The sequence below is a fragment of the Sutcliffiella rhizosphaerae genome (assembly GCF_917563925.1).
GTDB lineage: Bacteria > Bacillota > Bacilli > Bacillales > Bacillaceae_I > Sutcliffiella_A > Sutcliffiella_A rhizosphaerae.
In genome coordinates this window covers 82,995-108,682 of the sequence record NZ_CAKJTJ010000009.1, presented here as the reverse complement: position 1 = coordinate 108,682, position 25,688 = coordinate 82,995, and the positions used below count along the sequence as shown (strand labels likewise).

The 25,688-nt window shown below is 42.1% G+C and carries 24 protein-coding genes and 1 riboswitch; of the genes, 21 read left to right on the top strand and 3 right to left on the bottom strand.

The features are described 5' to 3' along the window. Positions 1-207 precede the first annotated feature (207 nt). The 14 genes from LRP81_RS10650 (at position 208) to purD (ending at position 14,668) form a co-directional block, all read left to right on the top strand. Positions 208-762 (top strand): DUF2179 domain-containing protein, encoded by a 555-nt coding sequence (locus LRP81_RS10650; RefSeq protein ID WP_230501273.1) that lies wholly within the window; start codon positions 208-210, stop codon positions 760-762. Further along, entirely contained in the window at positions 726-932 is a 207-nt protein-coding gene (locus LRP81_RS10645; RefSeq protein WP_230501251.1) for an NETI motif-containing protein, read from the top strand. The genes LRP81_RS10650 and LRP81_RS10645 overlap by 37 nt, the downstream gene beginning before the upstream one ends. Before the next feature lie 93 nt (positions 933-1,025). Beyond that, positions 1,026-1,128, top strand: a riboswitch (purine riboswitch). 210 nt (positions 1,129-1,338) lie between these two features. After that, complete coding sequence (gene purE / locus LRP81_RS10640; protein WP_230501250.1) at positions 1,339-1,827, top strand: 5-(carboxyamino)imidazole ribonucleotide mutase; 489 nt, start codon at positions 1,339-1,341, stop codon at positions 1,825-1,827. Continuing rightward, positions 1,820-2,965 (top strand): 5-(carboxyamino)imidazole ribonucleotide synthase, encoded by a 1,146-nt coding sequence (purK, locus tag LRP81_RS10635; RefSeq protein WP_230501272.1) that lies wholly within the window; start codon positions 1,820-1,822, stop codon positions 2,963-2,965. Before purE ends, purK begins: the two co-directional genes overlap by 8 nt. Beyond that, entirely contained in the window at positions 2,962-4,254 is a 1,293-nt protein-coding gene (purB, locus tag LRP81_RS10630) for an adenylosuccinate lyase (RefSeq protein WP_230501249.1), read from the top strand. The genes purK and purB overlap by 4 nt, the downstream gene beginning before the upstream one ends. Before the next feature lie 75 nt (positions 4,255-4,329). Further along, a complete protein-coding gene (gene purC, locus LRP81_RS10625) occupies positions 4,330-5,055 on the top strand; it encodes a phosphoribosylaminoimidazolesuccinocarboxamide synthase (protein WP_230501248.1) in 726 nt (241 codons plus the stop codon). Continuing rightward, positions 5,048-5,302: a phosphoribosylformylglycinamidine synthase subunit PurS gene (gene purS, locus LRP81_RS10620; RefSeq protein ID WP_230501247.1), complete on the top strand. Its 255-nt coding sequence runs from the start codon at positions 5,048-5,050 to the stop codon at positions 5,300-5,302. Before purC ends, purS begins: the two co-directional genes overlap by 8 nt. After that, on the top strand, positions 5,299-5,985 hold the full coding sequence (gene purQ, locus LRP81_RS10615; RefSeq protein ID WP_230501246.1) for a phosphoribosylformylglycinamidine synthase subunit PurQ: 687 nt from the start codon (positions 5,299-5,301) through the stop codon (positions 5,983-5,985). Before purS ends, purQ begins: the two co-directional genes overlap by 4 nt. Then, a complete protein-coding gene (purL, locus tag LRP81_RS10610; protein ID WP_230501245.1) occupies positions 5,969-8,191 on the top strand; it encodes a phosphoribosylformylglycinamidine synthase subunit PurL in 2,223 nt (740 codons plus the stop codon). The genes purQ and purL overlap by 17 nt, the downstream gene beginning before the upstream one ends. Continuing rightward, positions 8,176-9,588, top strand: coding sequence for an amidophosphoribosyltransferase (purF, locus tag LRP81_RS10605; protein WP_230501244.1), 1,413 nt, complete (start codon positions 8,176-8,178; stop codon positions 9,586-9,588). Before purL ends, purF begins: the two co-directional genes overlap by 16 nt. Positions 9,589-9,904: 316 nt before the next feature. Continuing rightward, on the top strand, positions 9,905-10,936 hold the full coding sequence (purM, locus tag LRP81_RS10600) for a phosphoribosylformylglycinamidine cyclo-ligase (protein ID WP_230501243.1): 1,032 nt from the start codon (positions 9,905-9,907) through the stop codon (positions 10,934-10,936). Beyond that, entirely contained in the window at positions 10,933-11,523 is a 591-nt protein-coding gene (gene purN / locus LRP81_RS10595; RefSeq protein ID WP_230501242.1) for a phosphoribosylglycinamide formyltransferase, read from the top strand. The genes purM and purN overlap by 4 nt, the downstream gene beginning before the upstream one ends. Further along, positions 11,520-13,049 carry a bifunctional phosphoribosylaminoimidazolecarboxamide formyltransferase/IMP cyclohydrolase gene (purH, locus tag LRP81_RS10590; RefSeq protein ID WP_230501241.1) on the top strand — a complete coding sequence of 510 codons (1,530 nt, stop codon included), beginning with the start codon at positions 11,520-11,522 and terminating at the stop codon, positions 13,047-13,049. The genes purN and purH overlap by 4 nt, the downstream gene beginning before the upstream one ends. A 350-nt stretch (positions 13,050-13,399) precedes the next feature. Further along, positions 13,400-14,668, top strand: a complete 1,269-nt coding sequence (purD, locus tag LRP81_RS10585) for a phosphoribosylamine--glycine ligase (RefSeq protein WP_230501240.1) — start codon at positions 13,400-13,402, stop codon at positions 14,666-14,668. Here purD and LRP81_RS23450 read toward each other — a convergent pair. Together LRP81_RS23450 and LRP81_RS10580 are read right to left on the bottom strand one after the other, a co-directional pair. Then, a complete protein-coding gene (locus tag LRP81_RS23450) occupies positions 14,643-14,747 on the bottom strand; it encodes an EYxxD motif small membrane protein (protein WP_399207504.1) in 105 nt (34 codons plus the stop codon). The two genes, purD and LRP81_RS23450, sit on opposite strands and share 26 nt — an antisense overlap. Before the next feature lie 83 nt (positions 14,748-14,830). Beyond that, the gene (locus LRP81_RS10580) at positions 14,831-15,148 is read right to left on the bottom strand and encodes a YgaP family membrane protein (RefSeq protein ID WP_230501239.1); all 318 of its coding nucleotides are present in this window, start codon (positions 15,146-15,148) and stop codon (positions 14,831-14,833) included. A 158-nt stretch (positions 15,149-15,306) separates the two neighbouring features. Here LRP81_RS10580 and LRP81_RS10575 point away from each other — a divergent pair, with 158 nt between their 5' ends. From LRP81_RS10575 to LRP81_RS10565, 3 genes are read left to right on the top strand one after another with little or no spacing between them, the layout of a single operon-like run. Continuing rightward, on the top strand, positions 15,307-17,052 hold the full coding sequence (locus tag LRP81_RS10575; protein ID WP_230501238.1) for an adenine deaminase C-terminal domain-containing protein: 1,746 nt from the start codon (positions 15,307-15,309) through the stop codon (positions 17,050-17,052). A gap of 46 nt (positions 17,053-17,098) precedes the next feature. Beyond that, positions 17,099-18,115 carry a DUF3048 domain-containing protein gene (locus LRP81_RS10570; protein WP_230501237.1) on the top strand — a complete coding sequence of 339 codons (1,017 nt, stop codon included), beginning with the start codon at positions 17,099-17,101 and terminating at the stop codon, positions 18,113-18,115. 26 nt (positions 18,116-18,141) lie between these two features. Next, a complete protein-coding gene (locus LRP81_RS10565) occupies positions 18,142-18,453 on the top strand; it encodes a YerC/YecD family TrpR-related protein (protein WP_230501236.1) in 312 nt (103 codons plus the stop codon). Between the two features lie 65 nt (positions 18,454-18,518). On the opposite strand, the gene LRP81_RS10560 is transcribed toward LRP81_RS10565, so the two are convergent. After that, positions 18,519-18,677: a hypothetical protein gene (locus tag LRP81_RS10560; RefSeq protein WP_230501235.1), complete on the bottom strand. Its 159-nt coding sequence runs from the start codon at positions 18,675-18,677 to the stop codon at positions 18,519-18,521. Positions 18,678-19,227: 550 nt separating this feature from the next. Here LRP81_RS10560 and LRP81_RS10555 point away from each other — a divergent pair. Genes LRP81_RS10555 through LRP81_RS10540 form a run of 4 tightly spaced genes read left to right on the top strand, consistent with a single transcriptional unit; the run spans position 19,228 to position 25,430 of the window. After that, positions 19,228-19,923: a heptaprenylglyceryl phosphate synthase gene (locus LRP81_RS10555; RefSeq protein ID WP_230501271.1), complete on the top strand. Its 696-nt coding sequence runs from the start codon at positions 19,228-19,230 to the stop codon at positions 19,921-19,923. 56 nt (positions 19,924-19,979) lie between these two features. Continuing rightward, entirely contained in the window at positions 19,980-22,244 is a 2,265-nt protein-coding gene (pcrA, locus tag LRP81_RS10550; RefSeq protein ID WP_230501234.1) for a DNA helicase PcrA, read from the top strand. Between the two features lie 15 nt (positions 22,245-22,259). Then, positions 22,260-24,266: an NAD-dependent DNA ligase LigA gene (gene ligA / locus LRP81_RS10545; RefSeq protein ID WP_230501233.1), complete on the top strand. Its 2,007-nt coding sequence runs from the start codon at positions 22,260-22,262 to the stop codon at positions 24,264-24,266. Between the two features lie 12 nt (positions 24,267-24,278). Beyond that, entirely contained in the window at positions 24,279-25,430 is a 1,152-nt protein-coding gene (locus tag LRP81_RS10540) for a CamS family sex pheromone protein (protein ID WP_230501232.1), read from the top strand. Positions 25,431-25,688: the final 258 nt, after the last annotated feature.

Genomic DNA, 25,688 nt, shown 5'->3' with positions numbered 1-25,688 from the left:
TCACTCCTCTAAAAATGTCACATCACTTCTTTCCTAATAAAATAAGTATTTGTTTTAAAAACGCCAGCTATACCATCCTAACACTTCTAGGACTATGGTCCAATTAATTTGATTGTACTATTTACAGGTGATAGTATTTTCCATTAAAATTAGTAACTAGATTTCTCATCAAGGAGGCAGGGGATTTTGCTTGAAAACAGTTTGATAATGGTAGCTATCATCATTGTCATCAATATAGTCTATGTCTCGTTTTTTACAATAAGAATGATTTTGACATTGAAAGGCCAGCGCTATCTCGCAGCTGGAATTAGTATGGTAGAAGTAGTTATCTATGTGGTAGGTCTTGGGCTTGTTCTTGATAACTTAAATGAAATACAAAACTTAGCTGCATATGCTCTTGGATATGGAATCGGTGTCATCGTCGGTATGAAAATAGAGGAAAAACTTGCACTTGGATATACAACGGTAAATGTGATTACGAAAGAATATGATAAAGACCTCCCAAAGCTATTGCGGGAGAAGGGATACGGAGTTACGAACTGGCAGGCGAATGGTCTTGAAGGGGATCGTATGGCAATGCAGATTTTAACCCCGCGAAAATATGAAGTCAGCTTATACCATGCCATTAAAGAATATGACCCAAAAGCGTTTATCATCGCATATGAACCAAAAACCATTCATGGCGGTTTCTGGGTGAAGGCTGTCAAGGAAAGGAAAATCAAAGAATGGGCAAAACGCCACAAAGAAGAAAGTTCGAAGTAATGGATAATGAATCCATTAATGACTGTCTGAACAGAATGGCGAAGGAAGGTTATTCGCCAACCCGTAGAATGGAAGAGCCAATTTTTCAAGAAACGGTAAAGAACGGTCACAAGGAAGTACAGCCAATTGGCAGAAAAATTGTATTTGAAGGAAAATTAATGGAAAAATAAGATTTAAAACCCGAACATTAACAAAAGATAACAGATTATTGTTCATGATTTTCGTTGACATCCAAGGATTTTGACGATAAAATAGACGTAGATAACAATGAAATAACGAAACCTCATATAATTTTGGGAATATGGCCCATAAGTCTCTACCTGACCACCTTAAATGGATCGGACTATGAGGGGAAGTTTGCACTATCTATGTTTTTCATGGCGATGTGTCTGTTTTCTATGCGATGAAAGCCCAGGTGGACTGCTTTCCCTCTTTATTAAAGGGATGGCGTCTATGCTGGGCTTTTCTGTTTTGAGATAAAAAATGGATCTTAGGAAATAGATAAGTGGTTCGAGGTATTTTTTCAGCGAAATCCTGAACTGTGTAAAAGGAAATGAAACCAAAGGAGTGGAACATATGAACGCATTAGTTGGCGTAATCATGGGAAGTACATCCGATTGGGAAACGATGAAATATGCTTGTGACATGCTTGATGAGCTACATATACCGTACGAAAAGCAAGTGGTGTCCGCACACCGCACGCCAGATTTGATGTTTACCTATGCAGAACAAGCACGTGAAAAAGGCTTGAAAGTTATTATTGCAGGCGCTGGTGGTGCCGCACATTTACCAGGAATGGTAGCGGCAAAGACGACTTTGCCTGTGATAGGGGTCCCTGTTCAATCCAAAAGCTTAAACGGTCTCGATTCCTTGCTTTCGATTGTTCAAATGCCAGGTGGTGTTCCTGTTGCAACTGTTGCAATAGGGAAAGCTGGTGCAACAAACGCGGGACTTCTTGCGGCGCAAATCATTAGTGCTTTTGATGAAAAAACAGCAGAACGTCTTGAGACAAGAAGAAAACAGATAGAACAACAAGTAATAGAAAGTAGTGAACAGCTTGTTTAAACACATCGTACCACCAGCAACCATCGGCATAATTGGCGGGGGACAACTTGGTAGAATGATGGCAATCCCAGCAAAAGCGATGGGGTATAAAATTGCAGTTCTTGACCCGACACCGAATTCGCCATGTGGACAGTTAGCGGACGTTGAAATCACTGCTCCCTTTAACGATTTGAGCGCAATCAAGAAACTTGCAGAGCTTTCGGATGTCATCACCTATGAATTTGAAAACATTGATTACGATGCTCTGACTTGGTTGGAAAAGCACGCATATCTCCCACAAGGAAGTGCAGTGTTAAAAACAACCCAGCACCGTATCACCGAAAAAAAGGCGATAGAAGCTGCTGGCTTGCCGGTTGCACCTTATAAAGAAGTTACCTCTTCCACACAGCTAATAGAGGGAATTGAAGAACTTGGATTTCCAAGCGTCCTTAAAACTTGTCGTTTTGGGTATGATGGAAAAGGACAGGTTGTACTAAGGGGAGAAAAGGATATAGAACGAGCAGCACAACTGCTTCAAAACGGTGAATGTGTGCTTGAAAAGTGGATCCCTTTTACAAAGGAAATATCCGTAGTAGTAGCAAGGGGAACTACAGGTGAAATGACCACGTTCCCAGTTGGGGAAAATGAACATAGAGAAAATATTTTATATAAAACAATTGTTCCAGCGCTAATCGACCAAAAGCTTGAGAAGAAGGCACTTCAAAGCGCTCAAGTGCTTGCTAAACATCTAAAGTTGATCGGAACACTAGCAGTCGAAATGTTCGTGATGGAGGATGGAACGATATATATTAATGAACTTGCTCCACGCCCTCACAATTCCGGTCATTATACGATCGATGCTTGTGAAACGTCACAGTTTGAGCAGCACGTCCGAGCAATAACGGGCTTCCCGCTTGGAAAAACATCCTTATGGAAGCCAGTGGTTATGGTTAATCTATTAGGAGAGCATGTAGATACAGCTATCGAAAAAATCCCGAACTATGAAAATGCGAAGCTTCACTTATATGGGAAAGCGGAGAAAAAAGAAAAACGCAAGATGGGACATATTAATATTTTAGCTGATACAATAGAACAGGCTTTGGAGCAAGAGGCTTCATGGCAGATATGGCAGAAAGATGATCGGAGGATTTTGACATGATTGAACGTTATACAAGACCCGAAATGGGTGCAATTTGGACGGAAGAGAACCGTTTTCAAGCATGGCTGGAAGTAGAAATACTTGCATGTGAGGCATGGGCTGAGCTTGGTGACATTCCAAAAGAAGACGTGAAGGTTCTGAGAGAAAAGGCTTCCTTTGATATCAATCGTATTAAGGAAATAGAAGAGGAAACTCGCCATGATGTTGTTGCTTTTACAAGAGCAGTTTCAGAAACGCTAGGCGAGGAGAAAAAGTGGGTACACTATGGCTTAACTTCCACAGATGTAGTAGATACGGCACTTTCCTATCAGTTGAAGCAAGCAAATGAAATAATACTAGCTGATTTAGAGCGATTTATCTCTATTTTAAAAGAAAAAGCGCAAGAGCATAAATACACTGTCATGATGGGTCGTACACATGGTGTGCACGCTGAGCCAACAACATTTGGGCTAAAGCTTGCATTATGGTATGAAGAGATGAAACGTAACCTAGAGCGCTTCAAGCAAGCGGCAGAAGGTATAGAATACGGAAAAATTTCCGGAGCGGTTGGAACTTACGCAAACATCAATCCATTCGTAGAAGAATATGTGTGTGAAAAACTTGGCATCAAGCATGCACCGATTTCCACTCAAACATTGCAGCGTGACCGTCATGCACATTACTTAAGCACCCTAGCACTTATTGCAACGTCCATTGAAAAATTTGCAGTGGAAGTACGTGGATTACAAAAGAGTGAAACGCGTGAGGTTGAGGAATTTTTTGCAAAAGGACAAAAAGGCTCATCCGCCATGCCACATAAGCGTAATCCAATTGGTTCTGAAAATATGACGGGACTTGCGCGCGTGATCAGAGGATACATGATGACTGCTTACGAAAATGTACCACTGTGGCATGAACGTGATATCTCCCACTCGTCAGCTGAGCGAATCATCTTACCGGATAGCACGATTGCGTTGAACTATATGTTAAACCGTTTTGGTAACATCATTAAAAACTTGACGGTGTTCCCGGAAAACATGAAGCGCAATATGGACCGTACGTTAGGGCTTATTTACTCTCAACGTGTTTTGTTAGCACTTATTGATACAGGTCTATCCCGCGAAGAAGCATACGATACGGTTCAACCAAAAGCAATGGAAGCATGGGAAAAACAAGTACCTTTCCGTCAATTGGTGGAAGGGGAAGAGAAAATTACCTCCCGCATGACTGAAGCCCAAATTGCAGATTGCTTCGATTACAATTATCACTTGCAGCATGTTGATACGATTTTTGATCGCTTAGGACTATAAGAAAAACTTGGCTTTGTCGGTAATCTTAGTTGATTACCGGCATCTGCCCATGCATGAATGCAGAGGAGGATTTTCATGACTGTTGAGAAGACGGCTTTACTTTACGAAGGCAAGGCAAAACTAGTATATACGACAACAGATGAGGATGTCGTCTGGATAGAGTACAAAAACTCCGCAACTGCCTTTAACGGTGAAAAGAAAGCAGATATTACCGGCAAGGGCCGTTTGAATAATGAGATTACTAGTTTATTATTCTCTATGCTTCATGAAGCTGGTGTAGAAAATCATTTTTTAGAGCGAAAGTCAGAAACAGAACAGATTGTTAGAAAAGTTGATATCATTCCTCTTGAAGTGGTCGTTCGAAACATCACTGCAGGAAGCATGGCAAAGCGACTTGGTATCGAGGAAGGCATCCCTATACAAGAACCAGTGGTGGAATTCTATTACAAGGATGATAGCCTTGGGGATCCACTCATTACCGAAGATCATATTGAAATCCTAAAGCTTGCTACACCTGCTGAAGTGGATATGTTGAAGCATGTGGCACGTAAGGTCAATGCAATATTATCGAAGTTTTTTGCAAGTAAAGATTTGCGTTTAGTAGATTTTAAACTGGAGTTTGGAAAGACAAATGAAGGCAAAATCATCCTGGCAGACGAAGTGTCACCAGATACTTGCCGCCTATGGGATATAGCGACTAACGAAAAACTGGATAAGGATGTTTTCCGTCGCAATCTAGGAAGTTTGACAGATGCATATGAAAAAATACTGGAGCGTATTGGAGGAGAGCAGCATGTATAAAGTGAAGGTATTTGTAACATTAAGAGAAAGTGTACTAGATCCACAGGGGACAGCGGTGAAAAATTCACTTCATAGTCTTTCTTATCAAGAAGTGGAAGAAGTGCGCATCGGTAAATACTTAGAACTGACAATCGCAAAGACAGACCGCGATCTTGATGTCCTTGTAAAAGAAATGTGTGAGCGTTTACTTGCAAACACTGTCATTGAAGACTTCCGTTATGAGGTGGAGGAGGTTGTTGGGTCGTGAAATTTGCAGTCATCGTGTTTCCGGGCTCCAACTGTGATGTAGACATGTTTCAGGCCATCAAAGACGAACTTGGGGAAGAAGTCGAGTATGTGTGGCATGATGCAACAAACCTAGAGGAGTACGACGGAATATTACTACCTGGTGGATTTTCTTATGGGGATTACCTAAGATCTGGCGCAATCGCACGTTTTTCCAATGTCATGCTTGAGGTGAAAAGAGCGGCTGAAGCGGGGAAGCCTATTCTTGGGGTATGTAACGGATTTCAAATTTTGTTAGAGTCGGGTCTTCTTCCAGGGGCAATGAGAAGAAACAAGAACTTAAAATTTATGTGCCGTCCTGTGGAACTAAAAGTGGTCAACAACAAGACTATGTTTACGTCAGCCTATGAAAAAGAAGAGATTATCACCATCCCCATCGCACATGGGGAAGGAAATTACTATTGTGATGAGAAAACTTTAGGGGAATTAGTACGCAATGGGCAAATTGCGTTTTCCTATAATGGTGATAATCCAAATGGTAGTCTACATGATATTGCTGGGATTGTAAATGAAAAAGGAAATGTCCTAGGCATGATGCCACACCCTGAAAGAGCCGTTTCAAGCCTTTTAGGAAGTGCGGATGGCCTTAAACTCTTTCAATCTATCGTTCGTAATTGGAGGGAATCATATGTCGTTACTTCTTGAGCCAAATCCAGAGATGATTAAAGCGGATGGCATTTACCGCGAAATGGGTCTTAGTGATGAAGAGTTTTTAATGGTAGAAAAAATTCTTGGACGCCTGCCAAACTACACGGAAACTGGATTATTTTCTGTTATGTGGTCGGAACACTGCAGCTATAAAAACTCAAAGCCTGTTTTACGAAAATTCCCTACAGATGGACCTAAAGTATTGCAAGGTCCAGGAGAAGGAGCAGGAATCGTAGACATCGGTGATAATCAGGCGGTCGTGTTCAAAATCGAAAGCCATAACCACCCGTCTGCCATTGAGCCATATCAAGGTGCAGCTACAGGTGTCGGCGGAATCATCCGTGATGTCTTTTCCATGGGAGCACGTCCCATTGCACTATTAAACTCTTTGCGCTTTGGAGAATTAACCTCTCCGCGTGTCAAATATTTGTTTGAAGAAGTAGTGGCAGGAATTGCAGGCTACGGTAACTGTGTGGGAATCCCAACAGTTGGTGGCGAAATCCAGTTCGATCCTGCCTATGATGGTAATCCTTTAGTAAATGCGATGTGTGTTGGTCTAATCAACCATGAAGATATTAAAAAAGGGCAAGCGAAAGGTGTCGGAAATACGGTCATGTATGTTGGGGCAAAAACAGGACGTGACGGTATTCATGGCGCTACCTTTGCATCTGAAGAACTATCTGAAGCATCAGAAGAAAAACGCCCAGCTGTTCAAGTTGGCGATCCATTCATGGAAAAGCTTTTATTAGAAGCATGTTTGGAAATTGTGAAATGGGACGGACTTGTGGGAATCCAGGACATGGGAGCTGCAGGGTTAACAAGCTCCTCTGCAGAAATGGCCTCAAAAGCGGGCTCTGGAATCGAAATGAATCTAGACTTAGTACCGCAACGTGAAACAGGCATGACAGGTTATGAAATGATGCTTTCTGAATCCCAAGAACGCATGCTTATCGTTGTAGAGAAAGGCCGTGAGCATGAAGCACATGAAATAGTTGCAAAATACGGCCTAGAAGCAGTAGCAATCGGAAAAGTGACAGACGATAAAAAGCTTCGTTTACTTCATAAAGGAGACATTATTGCAGATGTACCGGTAGATGCTCTTGCAGAAGAGGCACCTGTCTATCATAAGCCGTCTGCTGAACCTTTATATTACAGTCAATTCCAAGAGATGGATGTGGCAGTTCCGGAAGTAACGAACTATGAAGAAACTTTACTTGCTTTACTCCAACAACCAACTATTGCAAGCAAAGAATGGGTGTATGATCAGTATGACTACCAGGTACGTACCAATACAGTAGTAGTACCAGGCTCTGACGCTGCCGTAGTTAGAATTCGCGGAACAGAAAAAGCACTTGCGATGACAACGGACTGCAATTCCCGTTACCTTTATTTAGATCCAGAGGTTGGTGGAAAAATCGCTGTAGCTGAAGCCGCACGTAATGTTGTCTGTTCAGGTGCAAAGCCACTTGCAATCACAGACTGCTTAAACTTTGGAAATCCAGAAAAGCCAGAGATCTTTTGGCAAATTGAAAAAGCGACTGATGGCATGAGTGAAGCTTGCCGCAAGCTGGAATCCCCAGTTATCGGCGGAAATGTCTCTTTATATAATGAAACGAATGGAGTTGCGGTTTATCCTACTCCTGTTGTTGGTATGGTTGGTTTGATTGATGACCTATCTCACGTAACGACTCAAGAATTTAAGCAAGAAGGTGACTTCATTTATGTCATTGGAGAAACGGCTGAGGAATTTGGTGGCAGTGAGCTACAAAAACTAACAGCTGGCAAAATCTTCGGAAAAGCACCAGCTATTGATTTAGATATTGAAGCTAAACGACAAGAACAACTATTATCAGCCATCCAAACAGGTTTAGTAGCATCGGCTCATGATGTATCTGAAGGTGGAATAGGAGTGGCACTAGCAGAAAGTGCGATGGGAGCAAGCGGCCTAGGGGCAACCATAACGCTAGAAGGCGAGATGACTACAGCGTTATTCAGTGAAACCCAATCACGCTTTATCGTGTCGGTCCGTCCCGAAAATCAAGAAGCGTTTGAGAAAAAAGTAACAGATGCGAAATTAATAGGAAATGTCACATCCACAAATACACTTCATGTGGAAACTGAATCAAGCCAGGCTGTTTTGCACATGTCTGTAGAGGACCTTCGCAACGCCTGGAAAGGAGCAATTCCATGCTTGCTGAACTAAAAGGCTTAAACGAAGAGTGTGGAGTGTTTGGAATATGGGGCCATTCTGAAGCTCCTCAAATCACCTATTATGGCTTGCACAGTTTACAGCACCGTGGCCAAGAGGGCGCAGGCATCGTGGCAACAGATGGTGAAAAGCTTGTCGCAGTTAAAGGGGAAGGCCTTGTAAACGAGGTATTTGCTAATGGCAGGCTGAATGATTTACCTGGTAAAGCGGCAATAGGTCATGTTCGCTATGCGACAGCAGGAGGCGGTGGCTATGAAAACGTCCAGCCACTTTTGTTCCACTCGCAAACGGGTAGTCTTGCACTTGCTCATAACGGTAATCTAGTAAACGCGAATGCCCTAAAGCATCAACTGGAGTCAATGGGGAGCATTCTGCAAACAACTTCAGATACAGAAGTTTTAGCACACCTTATTAAAAGAAGCGGCTATACCTTGTTGAAGGATCGCGTGAAAAACGCCCTTTCTATGTTAAAGGGAGCCTATGCCTTCTTAATCATGACAGAGACAGAAATGATGGTAGCACTGGACCCAAACGGCTTACGTCCACTATCACTTGGCAAGCTGAATGACGCATATGTTGTAGCATCAGAAACATGCGCTTTTGATATAGTAGGAGCCGAATTTATCCGTGATATTGAACCTGGGGAGCTATTGATAATAGACAATGGGGGTCTACATTCAGAGCGGTTTACGATGCACACCCAGCGCGCAATGTGCAGCATGGAATATATTTATTTTTCCCGTCCGGATAGCAATATCGATGGAATCAATGTCCATACAGCTAGGAAAAGTCTCGGAAAACAACTTGCAATTGAGTCACCGATTGACGCAGATATCGTAACAGGTGTGCCGGATTCCAGTATTTCCGCAGCCATCGGCTATGCCGAGTTTTCCGGAATTCCATATGAGCTTGGCCTAATTAAAAATAGATATGTTGGCCGGACTTTCATCCAGCCTTCCCAATCGTTACGGGAGCAAGGAGTGAAAATGAAGCTCTCTCCTGTCCGTGGGGTGGTAGAAGGAAAGCGTGTAGTCATGGTGGATGATTCAATTGTTCGTGGCACAACGAGCAAACGAATTGTCCGCATGCTTCGCGAAGCAGGTGCAACGGAAGTGCATGTGCGAATAAGCTCACCACCTATTAAGAATCCATGTTTTTACGGGATAGATACCTCGACACACGAGGAATTGATTGCTTCTTCCCATTCCTTGGAGGAAATGCGTGAGATAATCGGCGCTGATACGTTGGAATTTCTAAGTCCATTTGGGATGGTCGACGCGATTAACCGTCCATTTGATGGCGAATCGCGCGGGCAATGCATGGCATGCTTCACAGGAAAGTACCCTACCGAGATTTTCCCGGATACGGTGCTTCCACATGAGAAGTGCTAGGGGCTATTGGGTGATAATTGCTCATTGACAACAGAAAAGAAATAAGCCGGGATTTTTGAAAATATCGAAATAGCGGATGAATATATCGAAAAAGGTCCATAAAATATCTAAAAGCGATACGAAAATATCCAAAAACGTGTCCAAAATATCAAAAACCCGCACGAAAATATCGAAAAGGCGGGTCTGCCCATCGAAAAGGACCCGAATATAAGCAAACGGTCATTCAACATCATTAATAAACCTAGAAAGAAAATCACAAACAAAAAAAGCGGCGGGGATTTATATATTCGTCGCTTTTCTATTGGGAGGGACACATATGGCAAATGCATACAAGCAAGCAGGTGTAGATATAGAAGCTGGGTATGAGGCAGTAGACCGTATGAAAAAACATGTGGCAAAAACGATGAGACCAGAAGTAATGGGTGGACTTGGTGGCTTCGGAGGCTTGTTTGATCTTTCGGCAGTAAATGTGAAAAATCCAGTTCTCGTATCTGGAACAGATGGTGTGGGAACAAAGCTGATGCTAGCATTCCAACTCGATAAGCACCACACTATTGGGATGGATGCAGTTGCGATGTGTGTCAACGATGTGGTTGTTCAAGGAGCTGAACCACTTTATTTTCTCGATTACATTGCGTGCGGAAAAGCTGTCCCAGAACGAATCGAAAACATAGTAAAAGGAATTGCAGAAGGTTGCGAACAAGCAGGCTGTGCTTTGATAGGTGGCGAAACAGCGGAAATGCCTGGTATGTATGACGAAAGCGAATATGATCTAGCTGGGTTTACCGTTGGGGTAGTGGAGAAAGAGCGCCTTATTACAGGAGCTAACATCCAAGCAGGAAATGTCCTAATCGGTCTTAGCTCAAGCGGAATTCACAGCAATGGATACTCCCTTGTACGAAAAATTGTCGCCAATTTGGATTTAAATAAAAAATATCCTGGATTAGCAAGTACACTTGGTGAAGCACTTCTTACACCAACGAAAATTTATGTAAAACCTATCTTAGAGGTTTTGAAAAAACATACGATAAACGGAATGGCACACGTGACGGGTGGAGGTTTCATTGAAAATATCCCCCGCATGCTACCAGAAGGACTACAAGCAGAAATAGATTACGGTACTTGGCCAATGCCGCCAATCTTTGATTTACTTCAAGAGTTTGGAGAGCTAGAACGCAAAGAAATGTTCAATATTTTCAACATGGGAATTGGAATGGTCTTAGCAATCAACGAAGAAATTTTGCAAGATGTGGTAAAAATTTTAGAGAGTAACGGTGAGAAAGCTTATCTTATCGGACGTGTAAAAGAGGGTGAGGGGATCACCTTTGGTGGAGGAGAAATGAGATGACAACAAGAATAGCCATCTTTGCTTCAGGAAGTGGCTCTAACTTTCAGGCGTTAGTGGATGCTTGCCGGAATGAATTGCTTGATGCCACTCCTGCTTTACTCGTATGTGATAAGCCTGGTGCATTTGTAGTGGAACGTGCTACATCCTTAGATATACCGTATTTCACCTTTGCACCAAAAAGCTATTCAAGTAAACAAGAATTTGAAAAACATATTCTGAGTGAGTTAAAGAGTTACGAGGTAGAGTTTATCATCCTCGCTGGTTATATGAGATTAATAGGTCCAACTTTGCTGGATGCGTATAAAGGGAGAATCGTCAACATACATCCATCTTTATTACCTGCTTTTCCAGGACTTGACGCAGTGGGACAGGCATTGTCTTATGGAGTGAAATTGACAGGGGTAACGATTCATTTTGTGGACGAGGGCATGGATACAGGTCCGATTATTGCTCAGGAAGCAATAACAGTAGATCCTGACGAAACGAAAGAATCACTAGAAAAGAAAATTCACAAAACAGAGCATACATTTTACCCGAAAACCTTACAACAAATTTTTGCAAACAAAGGAGAGGCAGTCATAAAATGAGAGCAATAGTAAGCGTTTCTAATAAAGAGGGCATTGTCCCATTTGTAAAGCAATTGGTTGAATTAGGTGTAGAAGTCATTTCTACTGGCGGAACGAAAAAGGTTTTACAGGAGAGCGGAGTGCAGGTTATCGGAATTTCTGATGTTACAACCTTTCCTGAAATTTTAGACGGTCGCGTAAAGACGTTGCATCCAATGATTCACGGTGGGTTACTAGCGATGCGTGACAATGAAAGCCACCAAGCTCAGTTAAGTGAACATGGGATAACACCTATTGACTTAGTGGTAGTAAACCTCTATCCATTTAAAGAAACCATCTCTAAAGCTGACTCAACCTTTGAAGATGCCATTGAAAATATTGATATCGGTGGTCCAACGATGCTTCGTGCAGCAGCAAAAAACCATAAAGATGTAACTGTACTAGTGGATCCTGCCGATTATGAAGATGTTGTTTCTGAGCTAAAAGAAAGCGGAAAGGTAGCAGTCGCAACTCGTCGTCGCTTAGCAGCAAAGGTATTTCGCCACACTGCAGCATATGACGCAATGATTTCAAACTACTTAACTGAAGCGGTGGAAGAAAAGCACCCCGAGTCATTTACTGTTACGTTTGAGAAAAAGCAAGGATTACGTTATGGAGAAAATCCACACCAGCAGGCGGCATTTTACCAAACAGCTGTAACATCTGATTTTTCCATCGCATCTGCTGAACAGCTTCACGGCAAAGAGCTTTCATACAACAATATCAATGATGCAGATACAGCTCTTCAGATTGTAAAAGAGTTTAAAGATCCTGCTGCTGTAGCAGTAAAGCATATGAACCCATGTGGAGTTGGAACTGGGGCAAGTGTGGTGGAGGCATACCGCCGAGCGTATGAAGCAGATCCCATCTCCATCTTTGGGGGAATCATCGCTTTTAACACAGAAGTGGACAAGGAAACAGCTGAATTATTACATGAATTATTTTTAGAAATCATCATTGCCCCTGCCTTTACGGAAGAGGCATTAACAGTCTTAAAGCAAAAGAAAAACCTTCGCCTCTTAGTTGTTGATATGGGAGGAGAAAACGCAAAAACATCACGCATTGTCTCTGTTCGAGGCGGTCTGTTAGTGCAGGATGAGGACCAGGCTGGCCTAGAGCAAGCGGAAGTAACCATTCCAACAAAACGAGAACCGACCGAAAAAGAATGGGCAGACTTGAAGCTTGCTTGGAAAGTGGTGAAGCATGTGAAGTCCAATGCAATTGTTCTTGCAAAAGACGGTCAAACAGTAGGAGTCGGCGCTGGTCAAATGAATCGTGTCGGTGCAGCAAAAATTGCGATTGAGCAAGCTGGCGATAAAGGAATAGGCTCTGCCCTTGGATCTGACGCATTCTTCCCAATGAATGATACGGTGGAAGCTGCTGCAAAAGCTGGCGTGACAGCAATCATCCAGCCTGGTGGTTCTATTAAAGATGAGGATTCCATCAAAAAAGCAGATGAATATGGCATCACAATGGTGTTTACTGGTATGAGACATTTTAAACATTGATATGGGGCGGGGCGGTCTTGAGGTAGAGACAGACAGATGAAGTCAGTTTGTCCGAAATTCATGGAGCTATGTCCGAAAAAGTTGCCGATATGTCCGAAATTCATGGTGAATGTCTGAATTACTTGGAAATAAGCCCGAATCCCCAAGGTATGACCAAAATACATGCAGATATATTTGAATTCCTGGGATAAATGTCCGAAACCTATACCGCTAACGAAATCCCAGTATAAATGTCCGACACACCAACCGGTTTGTCCAAATCCCAGTTAAATTTGTCCGAATCACGGTAACAAAAATAATCTACAACCGACGATGGACTGCACTTTGTTCAAAAGACAGGAGGAACCTTCATGAAAGTATTGGTAGTTGGAAAAGGTGGCCGAGAACACGCCATCGCTTGGAAGTTCGCACATAGCCCTTCTGTAACGGAAGTTTATATTGCTCCAGGAAATGTTGGAATGGAAACTGTCGGAAAGCTCGTACCTATTCAGGAAAGCGATACGAAAGCATTAATTGATTTTGCAAAAGAAAATGATATCGGGCTCACAATGGTTGGACCAGAAGTACCACTTCTTGATGGTATTGTAGACGCTTTTCAAGCGGAGGCTTTGACGGTATTTGGTCCAACAAAAGCTGCAGCACTCATTGAAGGTAGTAAAGGATTCGCAAAAGATCTTATGAAAAAATACGGCATTCCTACCGCTGCTTATGAGACATTTACAGAATATGAAGATGCCCGCACGTATATTGAAAGCAAAGGTGCTCCGATTGTTTTAAAGGCTGATGGGCTTGCAGCAGGAAAAGGTGTAGTTGTGGCAATGACCGAGCAAGAAGCATTGGATGCTGTTTATGAAATGATGGCGGAGCAAAAGTTTGGAGAAGCGTCCTCTAAATTGGTCGTGGAAGAATTCCTTGAAGGGGAAGAGTTCTCCTTTATGGTATTTGTAAATGGGGAAAAGATCTACCCGATGGTAATCGCACAAGATCATAAGCGAGCCTTTGATGGAGATAAGGGTCCCAATACAGGAGGAATGGGTGCATACTCACCAGTTCCGCAGATTCCTAATCGAATCGTAGAAGAGGCGCTAGACACCATACTGCTCCCAACAGCAAGTGCACTCGTAAGTGAAGGCCGCCCATTTACGGGAATTTTGTATGCAGGTTTAATTTTAACGAAAAAAGGTCCTAAGGTAATTGAGTTTAACGCGCGCTTTGGTGATCCAGAAACACAAGTAGTATTACCACGCTTAGAATCCGATTTAGGAGAAGTGTTACTTGGAGTTTTACAAAAAAGAGACTTAGATCTGAAGTGGTCTAAGGATTCTGTTGTTGGTGTCGTTATGGCTTCAAAGGGGTATCCGGAAGCATATGAAAACGGAACAGTAATAAAAGGGACGGAAAATCTAGAAAAAGCACTTATTTTCCATGCAGGTACAGAGAAACAGGATAATCAACTTGTTACAAGTGGTGGACGTGTGCTCCTCGTTGCTGCCAAAAGCCAAAATCTAAAAGAAGCACAGGATAAAGTCTATAAAGAATTAGACAAAATAACGTGCTCTAACCTTTTCTATCGTACCGACATAGCCAATAAAGCTATTGCGTCCGGCGTTTCTTCTTAACATACACAAATAAAATTGCAATAATACCACCAATGATCGTTACTAACACAAACGACATATCTGTTAGGTACTCTAACATTTGAGTGCCTCCTTTTTGAATATAGTAGAAAAGCCTTTGGGAAGGACTCTCCCAAAGGTTTTTTTAATGATCTAGCGCCATTCTTAGCTAGGATTATAGGATTCCGTACCTTCACCTTCAGCATCCCCGTCTGTTTCAAAATCATCAAAATTAAAATCGTAATGATTGTTTGCATCATTATGTTCATTGCGGTAATCCTGCAATCTCTCAAACCCAGCTGTAAGTGGACAATAACGCAACAGGCCTTCAGCAATTTTCATCCCTGCCAGCAATGCGACCACTTTATAGGAATCGCGATGGGGGCGCCTAACCATTTTGCTCGTTATCCAGGCAAGTGTGGCAAAGCCTGCTGTTATTCGGATAAGTGCGTTGATAAGGCCAATATTAGGTCGTATTTTCATTGTGTACCCTCCATTAATGTAAATTAATAAAATTTTCACATAATTATCAGTTCTGTAATGCATCGATAACTTTGATATGGTAACATGGTAAAAAGAGGTTATATCACGATAATATTTACGATTAACCTGAAATAACCTGATAAGAATGGGTGAAGAGCATGCATGAACAATCATATAGATGGAAAAGTAAAAAAATCCGGGAACAGATTGCTGTTATAGATGGTTCTGTTACACCGACCATCGTTCTTACGAATGCTACCTACTTAAACGTACAGATGAAAATATGGCTTAAGGCAAACATTTGGATCTACGAAGACCGGATCATTTATGTAGGAGACCAATTTCCTTCCGATACGAAAGGTACGGAGATAGTTGATTGCCAATCATACTACCTGGTGCCAGGCTACATAGAGCCGCATGTTCATCCATTTCAACTTTATAATCCCCTTTCTTTTGCACAATATGCATCGAAAACGGGAACAACAACATTCGTTAATGATAATTTAATGCTTACTTTGCAAATGACAAAAAAGAAAGCGTTTTCTTTTATTGAAAAAATGAACGAGACAGTAGCTACGATGTATTGGTGGTGCCGATTTGATGGGCAAACAGAAATCCGAAATGATGAAGAAGTGTTTTCTACAAGGAATCTAAAAAGTTGGTTAAACCATCCACTTGTAATGCAAGGGGGAGAATTGACAAGCTGGCCGAAATTATTGGACGGTGATGATTTTATCCTCCATTGGGTCCAAGAGGCAAATGCAAGAAAAAAACCAGTTGAAGGGCATTTTCCTGGTGCATCGGAAAAAACACTGACCAAAATGCAGCTGCTTGGAATTAGCAGTGACCATGAGGCGATGAATGGGGCAGATGTGATAAAGCGCATTTCCCAAGGGTATCATGCTTCTCTTCGCTATTCATCCATAAGGCCGGACTTACCTCTTATACTAGAAGAACTAGAGGCATCGGGCGTATATTACTATGACCAAACCTTTTTTAATACAGATGGCTCCACCCCAAGTTTTTATGAGAACGGTGTTATCGACCGTGCAATTGCAATAGCTCTTGATAAAGGGGTACCACTTGTAGAAGCATACAGGATGGCAACCTTAAATGTTGCTACCCACTTCTACATGGAAAAATATCATGGCAGCATAGCACCTGGAAGAATTGCCAATATCAATTTCCTTGAAGCAAAGGAAAAACCGACACCAGTGTCTGTCCTCTCCAAAGGAAGATGGGTGACAAAGGATGGGGCGGTTCAGGAAGAAGCTTTCTCTGAACAGGATTGGTCTGCACTTGGTCTTGGGTCATTGAAGCTTGAATGGGAGCTATCGATAGATGACCTTCAATTTTCTATGGCACTTGGAATGGAAATGGTCAACGAAGTTATTATCAAACCATATACTGTTACTGTAGATGTAGCGATGGACCGATTATCGACAGACCATGATGAATCATTCTTAATGTTAGTGGACAGGGCCGGAAGATGGAGGGTCAACACCATCCTTAAAGGATTTGGAACTCATGTAGAAGGATTCGCAAGCTCTTATTCCAATACAGGAGACATCGTACTTATCGGCAAAGATAAGCAATCAATGCTACAGGCCTTCCAACGCATGAAAGAAATAGGAGGAGGCATGGTGCTCGTTGAGAATGGGGGAGTCGTCAGTGAAATTCCATTACCGCTTGCAGGTGGAATGTCAAATTGTAAAATGGAAGAACTGATGAACCAAGAATCAGAGCTGCGGCAACATCTTTTTGATAGAGGGTACCCATTTGGAGATCCAGTCTATACTTTACTGTTTTTATCATCCACACATCTACCTTATATAAGAATAACCCCAAGGGGAATCTACGATGTTATGAATAAAACGGTACTCTTTCCGTCAATAATGCGTTAAAATATAAAAGTAAATGAAACTTACTAAAGGTTGTGTGTGTTAAAGGATGGGTAATAAGAAATTGTTAGTTATGGTCGCACTGGCGATCATGCTAGTAGGTTGTCAGTCAGACGATTCACGGAATGAACCCTCACAAGGAGACCAACGAGATGAGGTCACCGAAAATGTTGCACAAGTAGAACGTGCACCACTATCTGGGGAAATAACAGAAATAAAAAAAGATACTAGACCATTTGCTGTTATGGTCAACAATGACGAAAAAGCAAGACCTCAATCTGGGCTACACAAAGCAGATATTGTTTATGAAATCCTTGCAGAAGGAGACATCACGAGATTTCTTGCCATTTTCCATAGCGAATTACCAGACACAGTCGGCCCAGTTAGAAGTGCAAGGGACTACTTTGTCGATTTAACAAAAGGATATAATGCCCTTTATGTCTTTCATGGGTGGAGTCCTGCTGCCAAAGAAAAAATAGAAGCAGGCGAAGTAGACGGAATCAATGGCTTATCTTACGATGGAACTCTTTTCAACCGAGCGAGTTTCCGCAAAGCACCACATAATTCCTATATTACCTCAGAGAATATAGAAAAAGGTGCTACCATGCTAAACTACTCACTTGAAGCAACCGTCCCTCCACTTTTATTTTTGAAAGAAGAGGAGACAAACGACTTAAATGGCACCACTACTGACTATGTGAAAATAGAATACTCATCCAGACAAACGACACATGTTGAATATAAATATAATCATACAAATGATCATTACGTAAGGTATAGTGCAGGAGAAAAACTGACTGACCTAGATACATTGGAAGAGATATCTGCGGCTAACATCTTAATCGTGGAAACAGAACATACTGTTTTAGATAAACAGGGAAGAAGATTTATAGATATTGAAAGTGGCGGTCAAGCGGTGCTCATCCAAAAAGGGATACGCTACGACCTGGAATGGAAAATGGCGGAAGGTAAAATCCTTCCTTTTGCAAACGGGCAGCAAGTACCATTAGCTCCAGGGAAAACCTGGATTCAAGTCGTTCCTAATCTGAATATTGTATCTTACTAGTCCTACTAAAAAAAGGAGAATACACTATGCAAATCAACAAATTACGAGGAAAAGAACTGGATCAACTTTTTGAATCTGTCCTCTCACTAAAAGATATCGAAGAATGCTATCGATTTTTTGATGACCTCTGTACCATCAATGAAATTCAATCGCTTGCACAGCGCTTAGAAGTAGCAAGAATGCTTCGCGAAGGGTTTACCTATCATAAAATCGAAACAGAAACAGGAGCAAGCACAGCAACCATCTCGCGCGTAAAGCGTTGCCTAAATTATGGAAATGATGCGTACGAAATGGCACTAGAGCGTGTTGCAGAAGAGAAAAAGGCGAAGGAATTATAATTTTGCGAAAGTGCATATAAAAAGAAGGTGGGTAACACATATTCTGTGACCCACCTTCTTCATATTTATCGGTAATTGGATTCATGCTTAGACCTCATTTGGTCGACGTCTTTATGCACTGCACTTGGATCAACACTTCTTTTTCTTTTTCCAAAATAATCAACTATAGCACCAAAAGCTAGCAAAATGGCAAAACCAATTAGAAACCAGAGCCATACAGGCATTCTGGACACCTCCTCATCAAAGCATATTCTCGAAAACCTTGTTTATGCAACTTTAGAGAAAAACCATGATATATAGAACTAAATACCCATTGAATGAGGGCTTAAAACTGGTCGGGGAGGTCCAGGTGGATAAATGCTTCGTGTTCCTTTTCAAAAAATGGGGGTCACATGCTGTTTCAGGTAAAAAAAGGAGGAAAGTGGAGTTTAGAAACGGAGTCCCACCATAATATCGACGAAAACGCATGGAATATCGACGGTCCCGACAAGATATTGACGAATCTACAAATTCCAACAACCTTCACCCGCCACAACGTGTAGCCTATTGAATACTCGTGTCACAACTTTCTCCCCCCACGGCCTCACATGCACGATTAGTTTCCACCGCAACCCTGCCCCCAGCCAAAATCTCTTACTCTTCATCCCGCACCTCCTCATCCCAAAAAAGGTCCTAACTTCCAGCAAACATTCTTCCTTTCTCTTTTTCGTATTCTAGCCGATTTTGCTATAATAGAGGAATGGTAAAATAGAATGGGGGAAGTTTGCAGTGTTAATGGAAGTAGGCGAGTGGCAGCACGTTTTTAAATTGGATCCAAATAAGGAAATTTCGGACGAAGATTTGGAGCTGGTGTGCGAGTCTGGGACAGATGCTATACTTGTTGGCGGGACAGACGGCGTTACATTAGATAATGTGCTGAGCTTGATGAGCAGGGTGCGCAGATACTCCTTGCCTTGTGCATTGGAAGTTTCTAATATTGAATCTGTCACACCTGGATTTGATTTTTATTTTATCCCAAGTGTCTTGAACAGCCGTAAGACTGACTGGGTAGTCGATCTGCATATAGAAGCCCTAAAAGAATTCGGAGATATTATGAACTGGGAGGAAATTGTGGCAGAAGGCTATTGCATCTTGAACGAGGATTGCAAAGCGGCTAAACTGACAGAGGCGAACACGAACCTCTCGAAAGAAGATGTGATTGCATATGCAAGATTGGCAGAGAGAATGTTTAATCTACCGGTCTTTTACTTAGAATATAGTGGTAGGTATGGCGACCCAGAAATGGTTCAAGCGACGAAGCAAACGCTCGAAAAGACACGGCTATTTTACGGTGGTGGAATTACAACCGCTGAACGTGCCAAAGAAATGGCTGCTTATGCTGATACCATTGTCGTGGGGAATGTCGTGTATGATAACTTACCTGAGGCCCTTAAAACAGTGACTGCTGTTAAAAATAGAAAAGACAACTAAGCGAAAGTTTAGTATGATAGAAGATAAGAACATATGTTTGTTAGGACGGTGAAATCATGCAATATTTAAGTCAAAGGCTGCTTGAGGGCTTAAACCCAATGCAACAGGAAGCAGTAAAGAAAACGGATGGACCATTATTGATCATGGCTGGAGCGGGAAGTGGCAAAACGAAGGTGTTAACGCACCGGATTGCTTATTTAATGGCGGAAAAACAAATAGCGCCTTGGAATATCTTAGCGATTACCTTTACGAATAAGGCAGCACGTGAAATGAAAGATCGTGTGGAAACTATACTTGGCCCAGCTGCGGAAGATATTTGGATATCTACTTTCCACTCCATGTGCGTTAGGATTCTTAGAAGAGATATTGATCGCATTGGTTTCAATCGCAATTTTACGATACTAGACAGTACCGATCAGCTTTCGGTTATAAAAAGTATTTTAAAAGACCGCAATATTGACCCGAAAAAATTTGAACCAAGAACAATCTTAGGGACGATTAGCTCAGCGAAAAACGAGCTATTCAACCCAGAGCAATATGCGAAGCAGCCACTGGGACCTTATGAACAGCAAGTGAGCGAGGTCTACACAGAGTATCAAAAAAGGCTGAAGAAAAATCAGGCTCTGGATTTTGATGATTTGATTATGTCTACCATCCATCTGTTCAAAAGGGTGCCTGAAGTGCTTGAGTACTATCAACGTAAATTTCAGTATATTCATGTTGATGAATATCAGGATACGAACCGTGCGCAGTATACGCTCGTAAATTTACTTGCAGATCGCTTGCAAAATCTATGTGTAGTAGGGGACTCCGATCAATCCATCTATCGCTGGCGTGGGGCGGATATTGCCAACATCCTTTCTTTTGAAAAAGATTATCCAAAAGCAGAGGTTGTATTACTTGAGCAGAACTATCGCTCCACTAAACGCATACTTGAAGCGGCAAACCGTGTGATTGATAACAATATTAGCCGAAAAAAGAAGAACCTATGGACACAAAACGATGAAGGGCAAAAAATTGTCCACTATCAAGCCGATTCTGAGAAATCGGAAGGGCAATTTGTTGTTGGAAAAATGCGAGAACTAATGCAAAAGAATCCTAAACGAACTCTAGGTGATTTTGCCATTCTTTATCGGACAAACGCTCAATCGCGGGTAATGGAGGAAATGCTCCTCATGTCCAATATCAATTACACGATTGTAGGCGGGACAAAGTTCTATGACCGTAAAGAAATTAAAGATATCCTGGCATATCTACGCTTAATAGCTAATCCGGACGATGATATTAGTCTGCAGCGTATTGTTAATGTTCCAAAGCGAGGAATTGGAGCGACGACTGTTGATAAAATTGCAAATTATGCAACAGAGCATGACATATCTATTTTTCAGGCTCTTGCAGAAGTGGACCTCATTGGTGTCAGTGGACGAGCGACTTCTCAGTTGAAGGAGTTCCGTTCCTTAATTGAGAATTATGTACAAATGCAGGAATATATATCGGTCACTGAACTTGTGGAGGAAGTACTCGAAAAATCTGGTTACCGTGACATGCTGAAGGCGGACAAAACCATTGAATCACAAAGCAGACTAGAGAATATTGATGAATTCCTATCTGTTACGAAAAATTTTGAAGAAAAATACGATGACAAAAGTCTTGTGGCATTTTTAACAGATCTAGCCCTTGTGGCAGATATAGACAAATTAGATGAAGAGGATGCCGCCCAGCAGGAAGGGGTCATTTTAATGACACTTCACGCGGCGAAAGGATTGGAGTTTCCGGTAGTATTTTTAATTGGTATGGAGGAGGGTGTCTTCCCGCACAGCCGCTCCTTATTTGAAGAAGCGGAAATGGAAGAGGAGCGCCGCCTAGCCTATGTAGGAATTACCCGTGCAGAAGAAGAACTCTTCCTTACAAATGCGCAGCTGCGGACATTATTTGGTCGAACCAATATCAATCCCCCATCCCGATTTATAAAAGAAATACCAGAAGAGCTCATAGAAAGTCTAGTTATTACGGAATCCCGCCCAACTCCATTTGGCAACAGAACGCAAACGTCCACCCCGTTTGGTGGAGGAAGAGCTGCAGCTGCGCCTGCAAACCCACGTCGAGCATCTACACCTACACGTCCGTTAAAGTCCACAGGCGGAGAAAGTTTGGATTGGATGGTCGGTGACAAAGCGGAACATAAAAAATGGGGCATCGGAACAGTGGTAAGTGTAAAAGGGGAAGGCGACAGTAAGGAACTTGATATCGCTTTTCCAAGTCCGACCGGTATTAAACGGCTATTGGCAAAATTTGCACCTGTAACGAAAGTTCAAGGATAGAAAGGACGAATGTTCATGGAAAGAGAACAAGCGGAAAAACGGGTTCGCGAATTGCACAATGTTTTAAACCAATATAATTATGAATATCATGTGCTTGATAAACCATCCGTTTCAGATGCAGAGTATGATTCCCTTTTACAGGAGCTGTTGAACCTTGAAAAGGAATTTCCGGAGTTCCAATCCGAAGATTCCCCAACACAGCGTGTCGGCGGAAATATATTGGATATGTTCAATAAGGTGGAGCATCGTACCCCCATGCTTAGCCTTGGAAATGCTTTTAACGAACAAGATCTTCGTGATTTTGACCGTAGGGTGAGACAAGCCGTTGGCGATGATATAAAATATGTATGTGAATTGAAAATTGATGGTTTAGCGGTTTCCCTTCGCTACGAAAATGGTTTGTTCGTCCTTGGTGCAACACGGGGGGATGGAACTACTGGCGAAGACATAACCATGAATCTAAAAACGATTAAGTCAATTCCATTACGCTTAAAAGAAGCTGTGACAGTTGAGGTTCGTGGAGAAGCATTCATGCCGAAGCATTCATTTGAGAGATTGAATGCAGCTAAAATGGAACGGGAAGAAGAGCCATTTGCAAATCCACGTAACGCAGCGGCAGGTTCCTTACGTCAACTTGATCCGAAAATTGCCGCTCAGCGAAATCTTGCGGTATATGTATATAGCCTAGCAAATGCTGGTGATACAGACCTTGATTCTCACAGTGAAGCACTTGATTTCCTCGATAAAATGGGATTTAAAACAAACATAGAACGAAAAGTTTGCCATTCTATTGAAGAAGTTTTGGAATATGTCACAGCTTGGACTACAAAACGACCGGAATTATCGTATGATATAGACGGAATTGTTATAAAGGTGGATAACACCGACCATCAGGAGCAGCTTGGCTTTACCGCAAAAAGCCCAAGATGGGCAATAGCCTACAAATTCCCTGCGGAAGAGGTTACCACGAAGCTTTTAAACATTGAACTGAATATTGGCAGAACTGGTGTAGTAACGCCAACTGCTGTTCTCGAACCTGTTCGTGTAGCAGGGACAACAGTGCAGCGTGCATCCTTACATAATGAGGATTTAATCCGCGAAAAGGATATCATGCTCGGAGATACCGTTGTTGTCAAAAAAGCAGGAGACATTATTCCTGAAGTAGTGAACGTATTAGTGGAAAATAGAACAGGGGAAGAGCGTGTCTTTGAGATGCCAACTCACTGTCCTGAATGTGAAAGCGAGCTGGTTCGTATTGAAGGAGAAGTAGCTTTGCGCTGCATTAACCCAAAATGTCCAGCACAAATTCGCGAAGGGCTCATTCACTTTGTGTCACGAAATGCTATGAACATTGATGGGCTTGGTGAAAAGGTGATTGCACAACTTTTCCGGGAAAATCTGATTGAAGATGTTGCAGACCTTTATAAATTAACAAAAGAACAGTTACTGGACCTTGAGCGGATGGGAGAAAAGTCGGCGGACAACCTCATCCAAGCTATTGAAAAAACAAAGAATAACTCCTTAGAGCGTCTACTTTTCGGTTTAGGAATCCGTCTTGTCGGAGCAAAAGCTGCGAAGACATTGTCGCAGGAGTTTGATCATATGGACCGCCTTGCAAACCTTACAAAAGAGGAACTTACGGCCATACATGAAATCGGTGATAAAATGGCCGACTCCATTGTAACTTACTTTGATCAGCCCGAAGTAAAAGAGCTTCTTTTGGAGCTAAAAGAACTTGGTGTCAATATGGCTTACAAAGGGCCGAAGCCAATAAGCGCAGACGAAGTGGACTCTTATTTTGCTGGAAAAACAATTGTCCTGACTGGGAAACTAGAAGAAATGTCCCGAAATGACGCTAAAGTAGCCATTGAACAACTCGGTGGAAAAGTAACCGGAAGTGTGAGTAAGAATACTCATCTAGTCATTGCTGGTGAAGAAGCAGGCTCCAAGCTTACAAAAGCACAAGAGCTAGGAATCGAAGTATGGAACGAGGCGCAAATGCTCAAGGAAATACAATCATAAGAGGTGTTGGAAGTGAAAAGGTTTTTATCGTTGCTCCTTGTTGTTTCCCTCTTTGCCACTGGATGTGTGCCAGGATTTGAAAGACAGGAAGAAGTGGTGCAAGATCCAGCGCAACAAGAAAATATGGAACAAGCCATTGTCCCAAGATATAAAATATCAGATGATTATTATCAAACCATTCTTCCCTATAAGCCAGGAGAAACCCGTGGTCAAATCGCTCCGCGCTTAAGCAGTAGGGTGGATGTGGAAGAACTCGAAACCGGCCTGATGCGAATGGCACAAGATGTATTCCCTTCTGAGAACTATTTATATCAGGAAGGGCAATACATCAAACGAGATGTTGTCCGTTCATGGCTAAATAGAGTGGATCCAAGTGATGAGGACAGCCAAGGATTGAATCCGCCATTGGTTGAAGGAGAAGACACTGAAGAAACAAATGAAAACAGCCCAATTATTCTTGCTCATATTCAAGAGCAAAATTACCTGATCCGCCGCGGCGAAGATCAAGTAGAACTTGGCGGAATAGCGATAGGTATCGCCCTTAACTCTGTCCATTATTATAATCTCACAGCAAATGAAGGTGGTTTCCCAAGGGAGTATACTATTCCAGATGAACAAATAGAGCAAGAAGGTAAGAGAATTGCTGAGGAAGTCTTGAAGCGTATTCGTAACATGGAAGGCCTTGCCAATGTTCCAGTTATTATCGGTCTATACAAACAAAGCCCTGCCAATTCCATCGTGCCTGGAAACTTTATTGCTCAAGCTACTGTTGGGGGAGGCGATGGCACAATTGGAAGATGGGATGAAGTGAAGGAAGAGTACCGTCTTTTCCCAAATCGTCAAACAACCGAGCTATATAGAGAGGATGCCGTTCGTTTCGAAAACTTTAAGCTTGATATTGATGACTACTTCCCTAACCATACGGGTGTAGTCGGAAAAGGGTACTATCAAGACGGCGAGCTCCAACAGCTAGCTATTGAAGTGAATATGGAATTCAACGGTAAGGCGGAGCTTATCGGCTTCACTCAATATGTAACAGGACTATTGCTAGAGCATTTCCCTAACTATATCAATCTACAAGTATCCATCTCTTCCATCAGTGGTCAGGAAGCCCTGGTCGTACGAGATGCCGGTGCTGAAAAACCGTTTGTGCATATTTATTAGAGTAAAAAGCTTACTATTTTCTTGAATAGTAGGCTTTTTGGTGTGCTCCAATGAAAGGAAAATACCATAAATTTAGATGGTATCGAAATGTTCAGGGTGTTTATTGATATATTCCCGAGACTTATCGATATTTTCACAGCATTTATCGATAAATACACAACGTTTTTAGATATTTTCACAACATTTTTAGATATTTTGCCTAGCTTTATCACTATTTTCGTCCAAAACATATACCTGCTTTCGAACTTCTTTGGCAAA